At 63.4% G+C, this 16,219-nt stretch carries 16 protein-coding genes; 9 read left to right on the top strand and 7 right to left on the bottom strand.

The annotated features are described in order from the left end of the window. The first annotated feature begins 129 nt into the window (after positions 1-129). The 4 genes from ftsY to rpoH all read left to right on the top strand — a co-directional run bounded on the left by ftsY (position 130) and on the right by rpoH (position 4,084). Positions 130-1,440, top strand: coding sequence for a signal recognition particle-docking protein FtsY (gene ftsY / locus ACYCFC_RS14810; protein WP_459652071.1), 1,311 nt, complete (start codon positions 130-132; stop codon positions 1,438-1,440). After that, entirely contained in the window at positions 1,437-2,108 is a 672-nt protein-coding gene (gene ftsE, locus ACYCFC_RS14805) for a cell division ATP-binding protein FtsE (protein ID WP_181082449.1), read from the top strand. Before ftsY ends, ftsE begins: the two co-directional genes overlap by 4 nt. Continuing rightward, positions 2,105-3,118 (top strand): permease-like cell division protein FtsX, encoded by a 1,014-nt coding sequence (gene ftsX, locus ACYCFC_RS14800; RefSeq protein WP_459652070.1) that lies wholly within the window; start codon positions 2,105-2,107, stop codon positions 3,116-3,118. Before ftsE ends, ftsX begins: the two co-directional genes overlap by 4 nt. 111 nt (positions 3,119-3,229) lie before the next feature. Beyond that, positions 3,230-4,084: an RNA polymerase sigma factor RpoH gene (gene rpoH, locus ACYCFC_RS14795; protein ID WP_459652069.1), complete on the top strand. Its 855-nt coding sequence runs from the start codon at positions 3,230-3,232 to the stop codon at positions 4,082-4,084. A 236-nt stretch (positions 4,085-4,320) separates the two neighbouring features. On the opposite strand, the gene ACYCFC_RS14790 is transcribed toward rpoH, so the two are convergent. From ACYCFC_RS14790 to mtgA, 3 genes are all read right to left on the bottom strand, one after another. Continuing rightward, positions 4,321-6,876 carry a hybrid sensor histidine kinase/response regulator gene (locus ACYCFC_RS14790; RefSeq protein WP_459652068.1) on the bottom strand — a complete coding sequence of 852 codons (2,556 nt, stop codon included), beginning with the start codon at positions 6,874-6,876 and terminating at the stop codon, positions 4,321-4,323. Between the two features lie 74 nt (positions 6,877-6,950). Further along, entirely contained in the window at positions 6,951-8,870 is a 1,920-nt protein-coding gene (gene dibA, locus ACYCFC_RS14785) for a phosphodiesterase DibA (RefSeq protein WP_459652067.1), read from the bottom strand. A 169-nt stretch (positions 8,871-9,039) separates the two neighbouring features. Then, positions 9,040-9,738, bottom strand: a complete 699-nt coding sequence (gene mtgA / locus ACYCFC_RS14780; protein WP_459654007.1) for a monofunctional biosynthetic peptidoglycan transglycosylase — start codon at positions 9,736-9,738, stop codon at positions 9,040-9,042. Between the two features lie 68 nt (positions 9,739-9,806). Here mtgA and ACYCFC_RS14775 point away from each other — a divergent pair, with 68 nt between their 5' ends. From ACYCFC_RS14775 to ACYCFC_RS14755, 5 genes are all read left to right on the top strand, one after another. Then, positions 9,807-10,181 (top strand): DUF423 domain-containing protein, encoded by a 375-nt coding sequence (locus tag ACYCFC_RS14775; RefSeq protein ID WP_459652066.1) that lies wholly within the window; start codon positions 9,807-9,809, stop codon positions 10,179-10,181. A gap of 77 nt (positions 10,182-10,258) precedes the next feature. Beyond that, a complete protein-coding gene (gene thiS, locus ACYCFC_RS14770) occupies positions 10,259-10,459 on the top strand; it encodes a sulfur carrier protein ThiS (RefSeq protein ID WP_181086974.1) in 201 nt (66 codons plus the stop codon). A gap of 84 nt (positions 10,460-10,543) precedes the next feature. Further along, complete coding sequence (locus ACYCFC_RS14765; RefSeq protein WP_459652065.1) at positions 10,544-11,338, top strand: thiazole synthase; 795 nt, start codon at positions 10,544-10,546, stop codon at positions 11,336-11,338. A 72-nt stretch (positions 11,339-11,410) separates the two neighbouring features. After that, positions 11,411-12,121, top strand: coding sequence for a tRNA (guanosine(46)-N7)-methyltransferase TrmB (trmB, locus tag ACYCFC_RS14760; protein WP_459652064.1), 711 nt, complete (start codon positions 11,411-11,413; stop codon positions 12,119-12,121). Between the two features lie 139 nt (positions 12,122-12,260). Further along, positions 12,261-13,595, top strand: coding sequence for a DUF1329 domain-containing protein (locus tag ACYCFC_RS14755; protein ID WP_459652063.1), 1,335 nt, complete (start codon positions 12,261-12,263; stop codon positions 13,593-13,595). A gap of 30 nt (positions 13,596-13,625) precedes the next feature. On the opposite strand, the gene ACYCFC_RS14750 is transcribed toward ACYCFC_RS14755, so the two are convergent. The 4 genes from ACYCFC_RS14750 to ACYCFC_RS14735 all read right to left on the bottom strand — a co-directional run bounded on the left by ACYCFC_RS14750 (position 13,626) and on the right by ACYCFC_RS14735 (position 16,203). Further along, entirely contained in the window at positions 13,626-13,949 is a 324-nt protein-coding gene (locus ACYCFC_RS14750) for a DUF3392 domain-containing protein (RefSeq protein ID WP_181086978.1), read from the bottom strand. A 15-nt stretch (positions 13,950-13,964) separates the two neighbouring features. Next, positions 13,965-15,101, bottom strand: coding sequence for a radical SAM family heme chaperone HemW (gene hemW, locus ACYCFC_RS14745; RefSeq protein WP_459654006.1), 1,137 nt, complete (start codon positions 15,099-15,101; stop codon positions 13,965-13,967). Between the two features lie 89 nt (positions 15,102-15,190). Continuing rightward, positions 15,191-15,787: an RdgB/HAM1 family non-canonical purine NTP pyrophosphatase gene (gene rdgB / locus ACYCFC_RS14740; RefSeq protein ID WP_459652062.1), complete on the bottom strand. Its 597-nt coding sequence runs from the start codon at positions 15,785-15,787 to the stop codon at positions 15,191-15,193. Then, positions 15,784-16,203, bottom strand: a complete 420-nt coding sequence (locus ACYCFC_RS14735) for a DUF4426 domain-containing protein (protein ID WP_459652061.1) — start codon at positions 16,201-16,203, stop codon at positions 15,784-15,786. The genes rdgB and ACYCFC_RS14735 overlap by 4 nt, the downstream gene beginning before the upstream one ends. Positions 16,204-16,219: the final 16 nt, after the last annotated feature.

Below are 16,219 nucleotides of genomic sequence, written 5' to 3'. Positions count from 1 at the left end.
TACGTCCGTGGCCGAACAGGTTCGGTCCTACAGCCGCACTTAGCGCAGTCGGTTGCGCGGTGCTAGGATAGCCCCGTCTGGCTGGCGGCGTGGCTGCTGGCGTTTCGCCCTCTTGAGAAAATCTTCTCCATGTTTGGTTCCAACGACGATAAGAAGACGCCAGCCGAGGCTGGCGAGAAGAAAGGCCTGTTCGGCTGGCTGCGCAAGAAGCCGCAGGCACCCGCAGCTGAGCCGCCGCCATCCGAGCCGCTGGAAGACAGCCAGCCATTTGCAGATGAGCCCGATGAGCAGGGCAGGGAGCAACTGGCCGAGGCCGAGCTTGAGCAGCCCGAGCCCACCGCTGAGCCGGAAATTGAACCGGAAGTAGTGCCTCAGCCGGACCCTGAGCCGGTAGCACCAATCGACGAGCCTGAGGATGTGCCGCAAGCCCCGGTACTCGCGGAAGTCGTCGAACCGACGCCCCCTCCCGCCGCAGCAGAAGCACCGACCAAGCTGGGTTTTTTCGCTCGCCTCAAGCAGGGCCTGTCGAAAACCAGCGCCAGCATCGGCGAGGGCATGGCCAGCCTGTTCATGGGCAAGAAAGCCATCGACGATGACCTGCTGGACGAGCTGGAGACGCGCCTGCTGACCGCCGACGTTGGCGTCGAGGCCACCACGGCGATCATGCAGAGCCTGACTCGCCGTGTGTCCCGCAAGGAACTGGCTGACAGCGGTGCGCTGTACAAGGCGCTGCAGGAAGAACTGGCCAGCCTGCTCAAACCGGTCGAGCAGCCGCTGCGGATCGACTCCGGCAAGCAGCCGTTCGTGATCCTGGTGGTCGGCGTCAATGGCGTCGGCAAGACCACCACCATCGGCAAGCTGGCCAAGAAGCTGCAACTCGAAGGCAAGAAGGTCATGCTCGCCGCTGGCGACACCTTCCGTGCCGCTGCCGTGGAGCAGCTGCAGGTCTGGGGCGAGCGCAACAACATCGCGGTGATCGCCCAGCACACCGGCGCCGATTCCGCCTCGGTGATCTTCGATGCCGTGCAGGCCGCCAAGGCGCGTGGCATCGACGTGCTGATCGCCGATACCGCCGGTCGCCTGCACACCAAGGACAACCTGATGGAGGAGCTGAAGAAGGTCCGCCGGGTTATGGGCAAGCTGGACGAGACGGCCCCGCACGAAGTGCTGCTGGTGCTCGACGCCGGCACCGGCCAGAACGCCATCAACCAGACCAGGCAGTTCAACCAGGCGGTGGAACTCTCCGGGCTGGTGCTGACCAAGCTCGACGGCACCGCCAAGGGTGGGGTGATCTTCGCCCTGGCCAAGCAGTTCGGCACGCCGATCCGCTATATCGGCGTGGGCGAGGGCATCGATGACCTGCGCGCCTTCGAGGCCGACGCCTTCGTCAGCGCGCTGTTCGCCGAGAAAGGAGCGAGTGCAGGTAATCCCCCGTCATGATTCGTTTCGACCAGGTCGGCAAGCGCTACTCCAACGGTCATGTCGGACTGCATGAACTGTCCTTCCAGGTGCAGCGTGGCGAGTTCCTGTTCGTCACCGGCCATTCCGGCGCTGGCAAGAGCACACTTTTGCGTCTGCTGCTGGCGATGGAGCGACCCACCAGCGGCAAGCTGCTGTTGGCCGGGCAGGACCTGTCGCGCATCAGCAATGCGCAGATTCCCTTCCTGCGTCGGCAGATCGGCGTGGTGTTCCAGAACCACCAGCTGCTGTTCGACCGTACGGTGTTCGACAATGCCGCCTTGCCACTGCAGATCCTCGGCCTGAACAAGCGCGAGATCGGCCAGCGGGTGATGACCGCGCTGGAGCGCGTCAGCCTCAAGGACAAAGCGCTGCAATATCCCTCGGACCTGTCCACCGGGCAGCAACAGCGTGTCGGCATCGCCCGCGCCGTGGTGCATCGTCCGGCGCTGTTGCTGGCCGACGAACCCACCGGCAACCTCGACCCGCGCCTGGCGGCGGAGATCATGGGCGTGTTCGAGGACATCAACCGCCTCGGCACCACGGTGCTGATCGCCAGTCACGACCTGGCGCTGATCGCCCGCATGCGCCATCGCATGCTCACCCTGCAGCGTGGCCGCCTGATCGGCGACGGGGAGGCCGCCCGATGAGCGCCGAACGCAAATCCAACCCGAGTACCGCCGAGCGCGTGGGCGGCACGGTAAAGAAAGCGCCGCAGCACAATCCCGACGAGCCGGACTTCAAGACCCTGTTCCATGCCTGGCTGGAAAGCCATCGCGCGAGTCTGGTAGACAGCGTCGGGCGGCTGGTCAAGCAGCCGATCGGCAGCTTCTTCACCTGCCTGGTGATGGCCGTCGCGCTGAGTCTGCCCATGGGTCTGGCGCTGCTGTTGGATAACGTCGAGCGCCTGGGCGGTTCCTGGCAGCGCGCGGCGCAGATTTCCCTGTACATGCAGCTGGAGACCGATGCCGCCGCCGGCCAGGCGCTGCGCGAGCAGATTCTGCAAATGCCGGATGTCGCCGATGCCGAATGGATCAGTCGCGAGCAGGCGCTGGAGGAATTCCAGCAGCTGTCGGGCCTGGGCGAGGCGTTGCGCGAGCTGCCGGACAACCCGCTGCCCGGTGTCGTCGTGGTCACGCCCAATGAAGTCGACAAGGCCAAGCTGGAAGCGCTGCGCCAGCGCCTGGCCGAACTGCCCGGCGTCGAGCAGGCCCAGCTCGATCTGCTCTGGGTCGAACGGCTGGCGGCGATTCTCCAGCTGGGCGACCGCTTCGTCTTCGGCCTGACGCTGCTGCTGATCGCCACCCTGCTGCTGGTGATCGGCAACACCATCCGCCTGCACATCGAGAATCGGCGCACCGAGATCGAGGTGGTCAAGCTGGTCGGCGGCACCGATGGCTACGTGCGTCGTCCGTTTCTCTACATGGGGGCACTCTATGGCCTGGGCGCGGGATTGATCGCCTGGCTGCTGCTGGCCTATGGGCTGGGCTGGCTGAACGAGGCGGTGATGGATCTGGCGGGGCTCTACGGCAGTGATTTCGGGCTGGCCGGCGTGCCCACCGAGGATGCTCTGTCACTGGTGCTTGGTGCGCTGCTGCTGGGCTATATCGGTGCCTGGCTGGCGGTGGCACGGCATCTGAATGAACTGGCTCCGCGCTGATAAGTGACTGTTATATAAAGACTTTGCTGCCCTGTAAGTGAACTTTTACACGGGCTTGCAGTCTTATCGGGCAATGTTAAACTGCTGCAGCTTCACTATCGGAGGATCTGCATGACATCTACTCTGCAACCTGTTCAGGCGCTGGTTCCGGGAGGCAATCTCGAAGCCTATGTGCAGACGGTCAACAGCATTCCGCTGCTGACGGTCGAGCAGGAACGCGATCTGGCCGGACGCCTGTTCTATCAACAGGATCTCGAAGCCGCTCGCCAGATGGTTCTTGCCCACCTGCGATTCGTCGTCCATATCGCTCGCAGCTATTCGGGCTACGGTCTGGCCCAGGCCGACCTGATCCAGGAAGGCAACGTCGGCCTGATGAAGGCGGTCAAGCGCTTCAACCCGGAAATGGGTGTGCGCCTGGTGTCCTTCGCGGTGCACTGGATCAAGGCCGAGATTCACGAGTTCATCCTGCGCAACTGGCGCATCGTCAAGGTCGCCACCACCAAGGCGCAGCGCAAGCTGTTCTTCAATCTGCGCAGCCAGAAGAAGCGCCTGGCCTGGCTGAACAACGAGGAAGTCGAGCGCGTAGCCGACAGCCTCGGTGTCGAGGCGCGCGAAGTGCGCGAGATGGAAAGCCGGCTGACCGGTCATGACATGGCGTTCGATCCGGCGGCCGATGCCGACGACGACAGCGCCTACCAGTCGCCAGCGCATTATCTCGAGGATCACCGCTACGATCCGGCTCGCCAACTGGAGGATGCCGACTGGAGCGACAGTTCCAATTCCAGTCTGCACGAGGCGCTGGAAACGCTGGACGAGCGCAGCCGCGATATCCTGCAACAGCGCTGGCTGAGCGAAGAGAAGGCCACCCTGCATGACCTGGCGGCCAAGTACAGCGTCTCTGCCGAGCGCATTCGCCAGCTGGAAAAGAATGCGATGAACAAGCTCAAGGGTTCGATCCAGGCTTGATATCGTCGAAATGAGAAAGGCGCTGCAGGTTTGCCCGGCAGCGCCTTTTTTTGTGCCTGCAGAAACCTGGCCGTAGGGCGGTCACGCTTTATCGGCCCGGCGAGGCAGGCCGATGCTTTACTCGTCGGATTACGTCTGCGGCTAATCCGGCCTACAGGCTGTAGCCTGGATTAGCCGAAGGCGTAATCCGGGTTTCGAGGATGCCACGCCCTTGTGCAATGCACTATCGGGCTTGTTTATTGCCCGCGAAAGGCCAGGGCGTCGGTGAGTGCGATCAGCAGCTGCGCCGCGCTGATGGGTTTGTGCAGCCAGGTAATGCCGGCATCCTGCTCACGTCGCTCGAAATGGCTGGCAGCGGATACCACGATGATCGGCAGCTCCCGCGTCTCGGGATTGCCTCGAACCTCGTCGATCAGCTCGCGCCCGCTGCCGTCAGGCAGATGCATGTCGAGGGTCATGGCTTCGTAGCGAGTGCTGGCGAGTTTTTCACGGGCCGCATGCAGGCTCTGCACACGATCGACCGCATAGCCGGCGTCACGCAGCATCAACAACAGCAGGCGTCCGGTGTCGGGTTCATCCTCGACCACCAACAGGCGCAGCACATTGGGCTCGGATACAGGAGCGCTCTGGGATTCGAGTAGCGGAAGTTCGCACCAGAAGGTTGTTCCCCGATCTTCGCTGCTGTCGAAACCGACCCGGCCCCCCATGCGTTCGATGAACTCCTTGGAGATTGCCAACCCCAGACCGCTGCCGCCTTTCTGCCGGCTGTCGGAGGCATCCGCCTGGGCGAACTTCTCGAAGACGCGGCTTTGGAAATCTTGTGGAATACCGGGGCCCTGGTCGCTGACGTTGATGCGTACATGGTCCTCGACAAGGTTGCAGTGCAGCGTCACCTCACCGCCTTCAGGCGTGTATTTGATGGCGTTCGAGATGAAATTGCTGAGTACCTGTTGCAGGCGCATGGCATCAACCCAGACCTGCACCTCGGGCGGTGTGCGCAACACGCAGTTCACGCCCAGGTGAGTGGCAAAGGCCTGGTTGCTGGTCAGGGCTTCTTCCAGAAGGCGCTTGAGCGAGTGTTCGCGCATGTCGAAGGTCATCTTGCCGGCGGCGATCTTCTCCATGTCCAGCAGGTCGTTGATCAGGTGGCCCAGGCGCAGGCTGTTGCGGTGGGCGATTTCCAGCATCTGCTGCATGGCCGCCGGGATGGCGCCCAGCGCGCCGCCGGTGACCAGGCCCAGCGCGCCGCTGATGGAGGTCAGGGGCGTGCGTAGTTCGTGGCTCACGGTGGAGACGAACTCGTTCTTCATCTGCTCGATGCGCTTGTGTTCGGTCAGGTCCATGCTGGTGCCGCTGATGCGCAGCGCCTGGCCATTGTGGTCACGCTGGATATAACCACGCACCAGCATGGGGACGATCTTGCCGTTCTTGTGCTGGAAGCGCAGCTCGGTGGTGAAGTGATCGACCTTCGACAGCATGGTCTGCGCCAGCCGGGCCTTGGCATCGGGCAGATCGTCAGCTGCCAGGACGCGTTCCCAGAGTTTCAGGTCCGACGATAGCTCTCCGGGGCGATAGCCGAGTATGTGCCAGGCGCGAGGGGAGGCATAGAGAGTACCAGCCTCGAGATTGAGGTCCCAGAAGCCGTCGTTGCTGCCTTTGAGCGCCAGGCTCAAGCGCTCTTCGCTCAGCTGCAAGGCGCGTTTGTTCTCACGGATACGCTCGGTCATCTGTTGCGCCAGGGCTTCGGCGCGGCTGCGACGCAGCGACAGCGAGGACGTCAGGAAGAACAGCAGCAGGCTCAGGCCGAGGCCAAGGCCGATCACCAGAGCATCGTTGTTGTGAAAGAAGGCATCGAACTCGGGCAGGCTTTCCAGGTGCAGGGTCCAGGTTTGTCCATACAACTCCAGACGCAGTGTCTTGCTGTAGCGCGGGGTTTGTGTGCTGGGCTGTTCGCGGCTGGCAAAGATGAGCTGACCGCCGTCTTCATGGGGGCCGGCATAGATGCGCAGGCTGAGCGTGGGGTCGGCGGCGCCGAGAATCCCGCGCATCAGATCGCCTACCCGGTAGGGGCTGTAGACGAAACCCTGCAGTGCCTGCATCCGCTGCTGTGCCGAGTCGAGAGGCTCACCCAGGCGGTACACCGGCACATACATCAGCACCCCGGCTTGCACCTCGCCGTGAGTTTCCTGGCGCAGCCTGGTCTTGCCGGTCAGGCGCGGCTGCCCGGTTTCGGCTGCCGCTAACATGGCCTGATGGCGTACCGGTTCGGAAAACATGTCATAACCGAATGCGGCGAGGTTGCGGTCAGCGAAGGGTTCGAGATAGACGATGGGAATGTAGAGCGGACGATCCCCGGCAGGGTGGATGTCGTAGTCGGCGAAGCCCTCTTCACGCACCGCCTGGATGTGGGCCATGCGCTGCTGCGGTGGCACCGCCTGGGCGAAACCGACGCCCTGAATACCGGGATAGCGCTCTGCCAGTTGCAGGCGTTCGTTGTACCGGCGCCACTGCTCGCGTGAAACACCGCCGCTGGCGTCGAACAGCCCGGCGGCGCCATAGAGGATCTGCTCGTGATCGATCAAGCGCTTGCCGATGGCTTCGGTGGTCTTCTCCACCAGGAACTCGAATTGCGTAATGGCCGCGCGCGTTTCATGGTCGCGCAGTTGTTGCAGGATCACCAGTTGGACCAGCAGCGTGAATACCAGAACCAGCCAGGCAACGCTGTTTCGCCAGTTGAAAAATTGCCGGATCCTGCCGGGGGAAACGCTGTATCCGGTTGCGGTTTCGCTCATGCTATCGCTGCTGCGTTCTGTGACGAGAGTGGATAAGGGCTACAGGGCGCTTCAAGCCTGTGTGCGTGTCGCCATTATGCACCGTTGGATTGGGGGGCGCGGCTCAGGGATGCCTGCCAGTCGATCTTCGCGGCTTCCTGTGGGCGTGCAAAGCCGTAGCCTTGCCCATAGTCGCAGCCATGGGCAAGGAGAAAGTCTGCCTGCTCCGGAGTTTCGATGCCTTCTGCGACGACTCGCAGGTCGAGATTGTGCGCCAGGGCAATGACCGAACGGGTGATGGCCGCATCTTCACGGCTGCCGGGCAGACCCTTGACGAAGCCCTGGTCGATCTTCAGTTTGTGAACATTCATGCGCTTGAGCCGCAGCAGTGATGAGTGGCCTGTACCGAAATCGTCGATGGCCAGGCGCACGCCCAGGGCGCGCAGGCGCGCGAGTTGTTCCAGGGCAGCGTCGGGGTCCTGCATGATGGCGCTTTCGGTGACTTCCAATTCCAGGTGGCCTGCGTCCAGACCGCTCTCGGCAAGGGCGTCGGTGACGAGAATGTCCAGTTCGCCATGACTGAACAGGCGGCTGGAAATGTTCACCGCGATGAAATCCAGCGTAAGGCCGCTGTCGAGCCAGCTGCGCATCTGCTTGCAGGCGCGCGCGAGCACCCAGCGGTCAATGGCGGTGATCAGGCCGTTTTCCTCGGCGATGGGAATGAACATGGCTGGCGTAATCAGCCCCTGTTCCGGGTGACGCCAGCGCACCAGCGCCTCGAAGCCAATGATGCGTTCGTCGCGCAGATCATGGATCGATTGGTAATGCAGGTGCAGCTGGTTCTGTTCGAGCGCCTGACGCAGTGCGCTGGACAGTTCGACGCGCTGCTGGGCCTGGCTGGTCAGCTCCTGAGTATAGAAGGCATAGGTCGAGCGACCGCTGCCCTTGGCCTTGAACAGCGCAGAGTCGGCGTTGCGCATCAGTTGCTCGACATCCTCGATGTCGCTGGGATAGAGCACGATGCCGATGCTGGCGGTGATGAAGAGTTCGTTGCTGCCCAGCTGAAAGGGCAGGGCGAGGCTGTCGAGCAGGCGTAGCGCCAGCGCAGCCGCCTGGCCGGCGTTGCATTGCTCGCAGAGCAGGGCGAATTCGTCACCACCCAGGCGGGCCAGTGTCATGCCTTTCTCAAGGTGCATGCCAAGACGCTTGGCCACGCCCAGCAACAGGGCGTCACCCTGGCTGTGTCCCAGGCTTTCGTTGATGTCCTTGAAATGATCGAGATCGATCATCAGCAGGGCGCCGCAACGCCTGTCCAGTCTGGCCCGCTCCAGATCGAGCTTGGCCCGCTCACTGAACAGCAGGCGGTTGGGCAGGGCGACCAGGGGATCGTAGTGGGCGAGATAGTCCAACTCTTCGCGCGAGCGCTTGAGCGCGGACAAATCCGAAAACACCGCCACATAGTGCGTGACGTTGCCGTTCTCGTCGCAAATGCTGCGCAGGTTCTGCCACTGCGCATACACCTCGCCGCTTTTACGGCGGTTCCAGATCTCGCCGCTCCACATGCCCTTGCCTTGCAGGTCCTGCCACATCTGGCTGTAGAAACCGGCGTCATGCTTGCCCGAGGCGAACATCCTGGGCGTCTGGCCCAGGACTTCCTCCAGAGCGTAGCCGGTAATGCGGCTGAAGGCGGGGTTCACATGCACGATGCGCTGCTGGGCGTCGCTGATCAGGACACCTTCCTGGGTGCTGTCGAAAACGGCCTCGGCCTGGCGCAGGCTGTTCCGAGCGATTCGCTGCTCTTGCTGCTGCCTGTCCAGGTGCGCGAGGTAGTAACGACCGAGGATGAACATCAGCAGGGCGCTGAAAATGACGAAGGCCAACCCCTTGCCCATCTGCAGCAGGGAAACCGGTTGGGGGTTGTCAGTAAGCCACTGCAGCAGAGCCTCGCCAAGCAGGACCCAGAAAATCGCCAGAACCAGATAGGTCAGGCAGAGCCTGCGCAGTTGCGTATTCATCTATTGGATTCACCAAGTACTACAAGGGGGGGCTCGCAGCGCGAAAAGGACATTGCGCCGGTGTTCCGTGTCGATCATCGGATAGTGGCTATACGATGGCAGGTTGGGCGACTATCTATCCGGTAATGCCATTTGGCAAGCGCCCTGGAGGGTCTTTCTGTCTGCCCGGCTATTCTCGCATGCCGCTCAGGTAACCGTTACCACCGAGTTGTCGTATTTGCTGGCGTATCCAGGCGGCGCGATCGTTCACGTATGCGCTGGGCTGGCCGGCGTTCCAGGCGCGCGGGTTGGGCAGCACCGCTGCCAGCTGGCTGGCCTGGCGTGCCGACAGATAGGGTGCGCCAGCGCCGAAATGGTGCTGCGCCGCCGCCTCGGCGCCGAAGACGCCGCTACCCCATTCGACACTGTTCAGGTAGACCTCGAGAATGCGCTGCTTGGGCCACAGCAGTTCGATCCAGCCGGTGAACCAGGCTTCCAGCCCCTTGCGCGCCCAGCTGCGCCCGGACCAGAGGAACAGGTTCTTGGCGACCTGCTGGCTCAGGGTGCTGGCGCCACGCAGCGATCCGCCGCGCTCGTTGTGGCTCAGCGCGGCGCGAATGGCCGCGATGTCGAAGCCCCAGTGCTCGGCGAATTTTTGGTCCTCGGCGGCGATGACGGCCATTTTCAGATCGTCCGGCAGCTCGGCCCAGGGGCGCCAGCTGCGTTGCAGGTCGATGGGTTCCCCACTGCTCCAGGACTCCAGCTTGCGCTCGATCATCAGGGCGGTGAAGGGCGGTGGCACCCAGCGCAGCGCCAGCACCAGCAGCACGGAAAGCACAGCCAGCCAGAGCAGCAGTTTGGTGAGACGCAGCAGCAGGGTTCGGAGCATGGGCATGGTGGCGGTCGAATCGAGCGGGCATTATAGCCACGCTTGAACTACCTGACCGGATGCCCCTGATGATTCGTCCCTTTCTTGTGCTGGCGGCCTTTTTCGGGCTGACCGGCGTTGCCCTCGGCGCCTTCGCCGCCCATGGCCTGAAGTACCACCTGAGTACCGATTATCTGGCGGTGTTTCAAACCGCCGTGCATTACCAGCTGATTCATGCGCTGGCGCTGTTTGGCGTCGCCCTGCTGGCGTTGCGTGCGCCGAGTCGGCTGCTGGTGGCGGCAGGTGCCTTGTTCGTGCTGGGCGTGCTGCTGTTTTCCGGCAGCCTGTATCTGCTCACGCTGACGGCTATCGGCAAGCTGGGGATCATCACGCCCGTGGGCGGCACGGCTTTTCTGGCGGGCTGGCTCTGTCTGCTGCTGGCAGGCTGGAAGCTTCGCGTCTGACCTGTTGATGAATGGTTTGGGTGGCCCGGGGCGATCAGGCTAGAATGCGGACCCCCTTGGCAATGGTGGCGAGCACTATGCATATTCAGTTGAACGGCGAAGGCTACGCGCTCCCTGACGGTCAGTCGGTGGCCGATCTGCTGCAGCGCCTGGAACTGACGGGGCGCCGGCTGGCCGTCGAGCTCAATCGCGATATCGTACCGCGCAGCCAGCATGCGACGACCCTGCTGGCCGATGGCGACCAGGTGGAAATCGTCCATGCCATCGGTGGCGGCTGAGAATACTCGTCGCATCGCCCATTACCGAGCGCCGCCCGTGCGGCGACCCCACTTTCCGCTCAATCACGTGAACAGGATGGCCCCATGAGCCCAGTTCCGCACGACAAGCCCTTCACGCTCGCCGGTCGCACCTATCAGTCGCGCCTGCTGGTGGGCACCGGCAAATACAAGGACGTCGACGAAACCCGCGACGCCATCGAGGCCTCGGGTGCCGAGATCGTTACCGTCGCGGTGCGCCGTACCAATATCGGCCAGAACCCTGGCGAGCCCAATTTGCTGGATGTGATTTCACCGGATCGCTACACCATCCTGCCCAACACCGCCGGCTGCTATGACGCCGAGGACGCGGTGCGCACCTGCCGCCTGGCCCGAGAACTGCTCGATGGCCGTTCGCTGGTCAAGCTGGAAGTGCTGGCAGACCAGAAGACCCTGTTCCCCAATGTGATCGAAACTCTCAAGGCTGCCGAAGTGCTGGTCAAAGAGGGCTTCGACGTCATGGTCTACACCAGCGACGACCCCATCATCGCGCGCCAGCTGGCCGAGATGGGCTGCATCGCTGTGATGCCGCTGGCCGGGCTGATCGGCACCGGCCTGGGCATCTGCAATCCGTACAACCTGCGCATCATCCTTGAGGAGGCCACGGTGCCGGTGCTGGTGGATGCCGGCGTAGGCACGGCGTCCGATGCGACCATCGCCATGGAGCTGGGCTGCGAGGCGGTGCTGATGAACAGCGCCATCGCCCATGCGCAGAAGCCGGTGCTGATGGCCGAGGCCATGAAATACGCCATCGAGGCCGGGCGTCTGGCCTATCTGGCCGGGCGCATGCCGAAGAAGCTCTACGCCAGTGCTTCGTCGCCGCTTGAAGGGCTGATCCGCTAAGGCTGATCGTCGGTTCATGCCGCACCGCCACCGTGCCGTGCGGCTTTTTTCTTTTTATCTGCAGGTTCGTTCATGAGTGACATCGCCACCCCGGCCGACGGCCAGCGCCGTATGCGCACCATCAAAAGCTTCGTGATGCGCGCCGGGCGCATGACCGAAGGCCAGCAGCGTGGACTGGAGCAGGGCTGGCCGCGCTTCGGCCTGGAGCTGGCCGATGGCCCGCGCGATTTCGACGAGGTGTTCGGTCGCCAGGCGCCGCGTACCTTCGAGATCGGTTTCGGCATGGGGCATTCCACGCTGGAAATGGCGGCGGCAGCGCCCGAGCAGGATTTCATCGGCGTGGAAGTGCATACGCCTGGTGTAGGGGCGCTGCTTTCCGGGCTTGTATCACAAAACCTGACGAATGTGCGGGTCTACAGTTGCGATGCGCTGGAAGTGCTGCGTGAATGTGTCGCCGATTCGAGCCTGGACCGGGTTCTGCTGTTTTTTCCCGATCCCTGGCACAAGAGCCGGCACCACAAGCGGCGTATCGTCCAGCCGGCATTTGCCGAACTGGTAAGGCGCAAGCTGAAGGTGGGAGGCGTGCTGCATATGGCGACCGACTGGGAAGCCTATGCCGAGCACATGCTCGACGTCATGAACGCTGCGCCGGGTTATCGCAACCAGGCTGTCAGCGGACAGTACGTCGATCGTCCGCAGGAGCGGCCAACCACCAAGTTCGAGCGCCGTGGTGAGCGCTTGGGTCATGGCGTCTGGGACCTCAAGTTCGAGCGCATCGACTGACGGCAACGTTCTGCTGTCGATGCCTGAATCGATCCACCAGTACACCGCTCCATGATCCGCAGCATCTCGAAGAACGCCCTGCCAGCCGGCAGGGCGTTGTCACATGTGGCGTGCCTGTCGCGCTGCAAAGGAGCGAAAGATGTTCAGAAAGTTTGGAGTTCTGTTGCTGGCGGCCTGTGCCTGCCAGGCCCAGGCAAAGGTCGATGAGGCCCAGGCGGCGCGCCTGGGGCAGGACCTGACCCCGCTGGGCGCCGAGCGCGCCGGCAGTGCCAACGGCAGCATTCCGGCCTGGACCGGCGGCGTGCAGCCACCGGCCGGTTACAGGGTCGGGATGCATCACCCGGACCCGTATGCCGCCGATCCGCTGCTCTATCGCGTGGACGGCAGCAACGCCGCGCAATATGCCGCCCTGCTGCCCGAGGGGCTGCGGGCGCTGCTGGAGCGCAACCCGGATTTCAGCCTGCGGGTTTTTCCTTCACGGCGCAGCGCTGCGGCGCCACAGCGTATCTATGACGAAACCCGCGCCAACGCCGTTTCCGCCGAGCTGATCGCCAACGGCAATGGCATCCGGGGGGCGGCTGCCGGGATACCCTTCCCGCTGCCGCAGGACGGCATGGAGGTGATCTGGAATCACATCCTGCACTACAGGGGCGAGCAGACCCAGATGATCAACAACCAGGCGGTGGTGATCAACGGCAGGAGCAGCCTGATCCGCCGCGACCGGCATGTCTACTACGTCTACAACCGCGAAGGCATGGATGAGCAGGGGCTGGACAATACCCTGCTGTACTACAAGTACCGGGTGACTGCGCCGGCGAAGCTCTCCGGTACGGCGCTGGTGGTGCAGGACCCCGTGGACCAGGTGCTGTCGGTTCGCAAGGCCTGGCGTTACAGCCCGAGCGACCGGCGCGTGCGGCGTCTGCCGTCGCTGGCCTACGACTCGCCGCAGCCGGACACCAGCGGGCTGGCCACCGCCGACGTGGTCGACTCCTTCAATGGCGCGCCGGATCGCTACGAGTGGAAGCTGGTGGGCAAGCGCGAGATGCTGGTGCCCTATAACAGCTATGCCGTGCACCAGCAGGGCATTCCCTACGACCGGATCGTCGGTGCGCGCACGCTCAATCCCGAGCTGCTGCGCTATGAGCAGCACCGCGTCTGGATCGTCGAGGCGACGCTGCGCAAGGGCTTCAACCATCCCTATGGCATGCGGCGCTTCTACATCGATGAGGACAGCTGGCAGATTCTCGCGGTGGACCTGTTCGACCGGGATGCCGAGCTGATCGGCCTGCAGGAAAGTCATCCGATCAGCTACTACGAAGTGCCGATGTTCGGCAGCACGCTGGAAACCCTGTATCACCTCAGGGACGGCAACTACTTCGTCGATGGTCTGGACAACAACGAGCCGATGTACGATTTCGGCGTCGAGCTCAGCCCGAGGGATTTCTCGCCGGCGGCGTTGCGGCGTGGTAACTAGAGGGCTGGCAGGCCGTTTCTCAACGGCCTGCTAGTTGCGGTCGGCAACGACCCCGATGATAAACAGCACCAGCAGCAATACTGGCGCCAGGGTGTAGTTGTTGAACTGCGCCAGGCCCTTGGCCAGCCAGGGGCTCAGGTAGATGATGCCGAGGCCGTAGACCACTGCGCAGAAGATCACGAACACCAGGGTGCGCAGGATGAAGTTCAGCCCGCCGATGTTCTTCTGCACCCAGGCGTTGAGCACCGGCCCGAACAGCACGAACAGCGTGGCCATGATCGCCAGGGAGATATCGAAAAGATGGCTGCGGCTCCAGCGCGACAGGGTGGCGATCAGGTCGAGTACGAGGTCCATGCGGGTCCTTAGCCTTCAGGGCAGGAAAAGTTGTAGCAAATCGTTGAGAAACAGCTGGCCCTTGGGTGTTGCGACCAGGCGTTGCGGGTCGGCAAGCAGCAGGCCGCGGGCTTCGGCTTCGCGGCGCGCTTCGGCCAACTGCTGCAACGGCAAGCCGGTGCGTTGAGTGAACAACGGTGCGGGCACGCCGTCGGTGAGGCGCAGCACATTCAGCAGGAATTCGAAGGGCAATTCCTCGGCCTGCAATAACTTCTCGCCGGCACGAAAGCGCTTGGCCGGGTCGAGATAGTCCTTTGGCAGGCGGGTTTTCCAGCTACGCAGGATGCGCCCGTCAGGCTGGCTGATCTTGCCGTGAGCGCCCGCGCCGAGGCCGAGGAAGTCGCCGAAGGTCCAGTAGTTGAGGTTGTGCCGTGCCTGGCGTCCGGGCTGTGCGTAGGCCGAGGTCTCGTACTGGGCGTAGCCCTGTTCGGCGAGCAACGCCTGGCCGGCTTCCTGGATATCCCAGAGGGTGTCGTCTTCGGGCAGTTGCGGTGGCCTGTTCCAGAATTCGGTGTTCGGCTCGACGGTGAGCTGATACCAGGACAGGTGCGTCGGTTGTTGCGCAATGGCGATGCGCAGGTCGCTCAGCGCATCCTCCAGGCTCTGTCCGGGCAGGCCGTGCATCAGGTCCAGGTTGAAGTTGTCGAAACCGGCTGCGCGCGCCATGTCGGCGGCGCGAATGGCCTCGTCACCATCGTGGATGCGGCCCAGCGCCTTCAGTTTGGCCGGCTGGAAGCTCTGCACGCCGATGGACAGGCGATTGATGCCGAGGCGGCGGTAGTCACGGAATTTCGCCTGCTCGAAGGTGCCCGGATTGGCTTCCAGGGTGATCTCGATGTCCTCGGCAAAGCCGACCCGCCGCTCCAGCCCTTCGACAATGCGCCCCAGCGCCTGGGCGGAAAACAGGCTGGGCGTGCCGCCGCCGAAGAAGATCGAGCCGAGCCGGCGGCCCTGGACCTGATCGAAATCCTCATCGAGATCGGCCAGCAGCGCCGCGACGTATTCATCTTCCGGCAACTGCGGCCCGGCCGCATGGGAATTGAAGTCACAGTACGGGCACTTGCGCACGCACCAGGGGATATGGATGTACGCCGCCAGGGGCGGCAGCTCGATAGCTTGTGCCTGGTCATCGCTGAAGGCTGGAGGCTGGACGAGGGTGTCGCTTTTTCGTTCAGCGTCCAGCCTTGAGCCTTTAGCGGTTTTCAAGCGATCCCCAGCCGAGCCTTGAGCAGCGCCATGGCGCGGGCGCGGTGGCTGAGCTGGTTCTTGTCGGTGGGGGGCAGCTCGGCGCTGGAGCAGTCGCGCTCGGGCACCCAGAACAGCGGGTCGTAGCCGAAGCCCTGCTCACCGCGCGGCCCGTGCAGGATGCGCCCGTGCCAGAGGCCTTCGCAGATGATCGGCAGCGGATCATCGGCATGCCTGACCAGCGCCAGGGCGCAGACGAATTGCGCGCCGCGCTCGGCGTCGGGGACACCGCTGAGGACATCCAGCAGCTTGGCGTTGTTCGCCGCATCGCCCTGGCCATCGGCATAGCGCGCCGAGTAGATGCCCGGTGCGCCGCCGAGGTAATCGACCGCCAGCCCCGAGTCGTCGGCCAGCGCTGGCAGGCCGGATACCCGTGCGGCGTTGCGGGCCTTGAGGATGGCGTTCTCGATGAACGACAGGCCAGTCTCTTCCGGCTCCACGTCGCTGAATTCGCCCACCGAGCGCACGCGCACGGCGTCGCCCAGCATGGCCTGGAGTTCCTTGAGCTTGCCGGCGTTGTGGCTGGCCAGCACCAGTTCTCTGAAAGGCATCATTTATCCGGAAAGAACTCCTGAGTGAACGTGAAACTGACCGGGTCGGCGCCCATGGGCTGCACGGTCAGGGCGAAACGCAGCGTTTCGGCATCGAAGGGGAACTGCGCCAGGTAATAGATGGCATCCTCGCCTTCCTTGAGCTGCCTGAAGGTCAGGGGACGGTCCTGGCCCAGCAGGTTCTTGACCGTGCCGCTGACCAGGGCTGCGGACGGCTTGCCGGCCTTGAGTACCGAAACATTCACCACGCCCTGGGTCTTGCTGCGCACCAGGCCGGCTGCGGCGGCGATTTCCGGTTGCAGGAAGCCGGAGTTGAAGGCGATGTAGTGGATATCGTACTCGCCGAAGCTGTGCTTGCGCTCGGCCCAGGCGGGCATTGCCAGCAGCAGTGTGAGCAGGGTGATCAGACTGAATTTCATGGTCTTCCTCCATCAG

This window comes from Stutzerimonas sp. NM35, assembly GCF_054604355.1.
Note: the sequence above shows the minus strand (reverse complement) of the source record. Positions and strands in the feature narration are given on the sequence as shown.

Bases quoted from the DNA above. Each gene is read 5' to 3' on its own strand.
- ACYCFC_RS14790 (WP_459652068.1), bottom strand. From the start codon at position 6,876: ATGAGCGAAACCGCAACCGGATACAGCGTTTCCCCCGGCAGGATCCGG.
- ACYCFC_RS14735 (WP_459652061.1), bottom strand. From the start codon at position 16,203: ATGAAATTCAGTCTGATCACCCTGCTCACACTGCTGCTGGCAATGCCC.
- ACYCFC_RS14750 (WP_181086978.1), bottom strand. From the start codon at position 13,949: ATGGACCTCGTACTCGACCTGATCGCCACCCTGTCGCGCTGGAGCCGC.
- dibA (WP_459652067.1), bottom strand. From the start codon at position 8,870: ATGAATACGCAACTGCGCAGGCTCTGCCTGACCTATCTGGTTCTGGCG.
- mtgA (WP_459654007.1), bottom strand. From the start codon at position 9,738: ATGCTCCGAACCCTGCTGCTGCGTCTCACCAAACTGCTGCTCTGGCTG.
- thiS (WP_181086974.1), top strand. From the start codon at position 10,259: ATGCATATTCAGTTGAACGGCGAAGGCTACGCGCTCCCTGACGGTCAG.
- rdgB (WP_459652062.1), bottom strand. From the start codon at position 15,787: ATGATGCCTTTCAGAGAACTGGTGCTGGCCAGCCACAACGCCGGCAAG.
- rpoH (WP_459652069.1), top strand. From the start codon at position 3,230: ATGACATCTACTCTGCAACCTGTTCAGGCGCTGGTTCCGGGAGGCAAT.
- ftsX (WP_459652070.1), top strand. From the start codon at position 2,105: ATGAGCGCCGAACGCAAATCCAACCCGAGTACCGCCGAGCGCGTGGGC.
- ACYCFC_RS14765 (WP_459652065.1), top strand. From the start codon at position 10,544: ATGAGCCCAGTTCCGCACGACAAGCCCTTCACGCTCGCCGGTCGCACC.
- ftsY (WP_459652071.1), top strand. From the start codon at position 130: ATGTTTGGTTCCAACGACGATAAGAAGACGCCAGCCGAGGCTGGCGAG.
- ACYCFC_RS14755 (WP_459652063.1), top strand. From the start codon at position 12,261: ATGTTCAGAAAGTTTGGAGTTCTGTTGCTGGCGGCCTGTGCCTGCCAG.
- ACYCFC_RS14775 (WP_459652066.1), top strand. From the start codon at position 9,807: ATGATTCGTCCCTTTCTTGTGCTGGCGGCCTTTTTCGGGCTGACCGGC.
- trmB (WP_459652064.1), top strand. From the start codon at position 11,411: ATGAGTGACATCGCCACCCCGGCCGACGGCCAGCGCCGTATGCGCACC.
- ftsE (WP_181082449.1), top strand. From the start codon at position 1,437: ATGATTCGTTTCGACCAGGTCGGCAAGCGCTACTCCAACGGTCATGTC.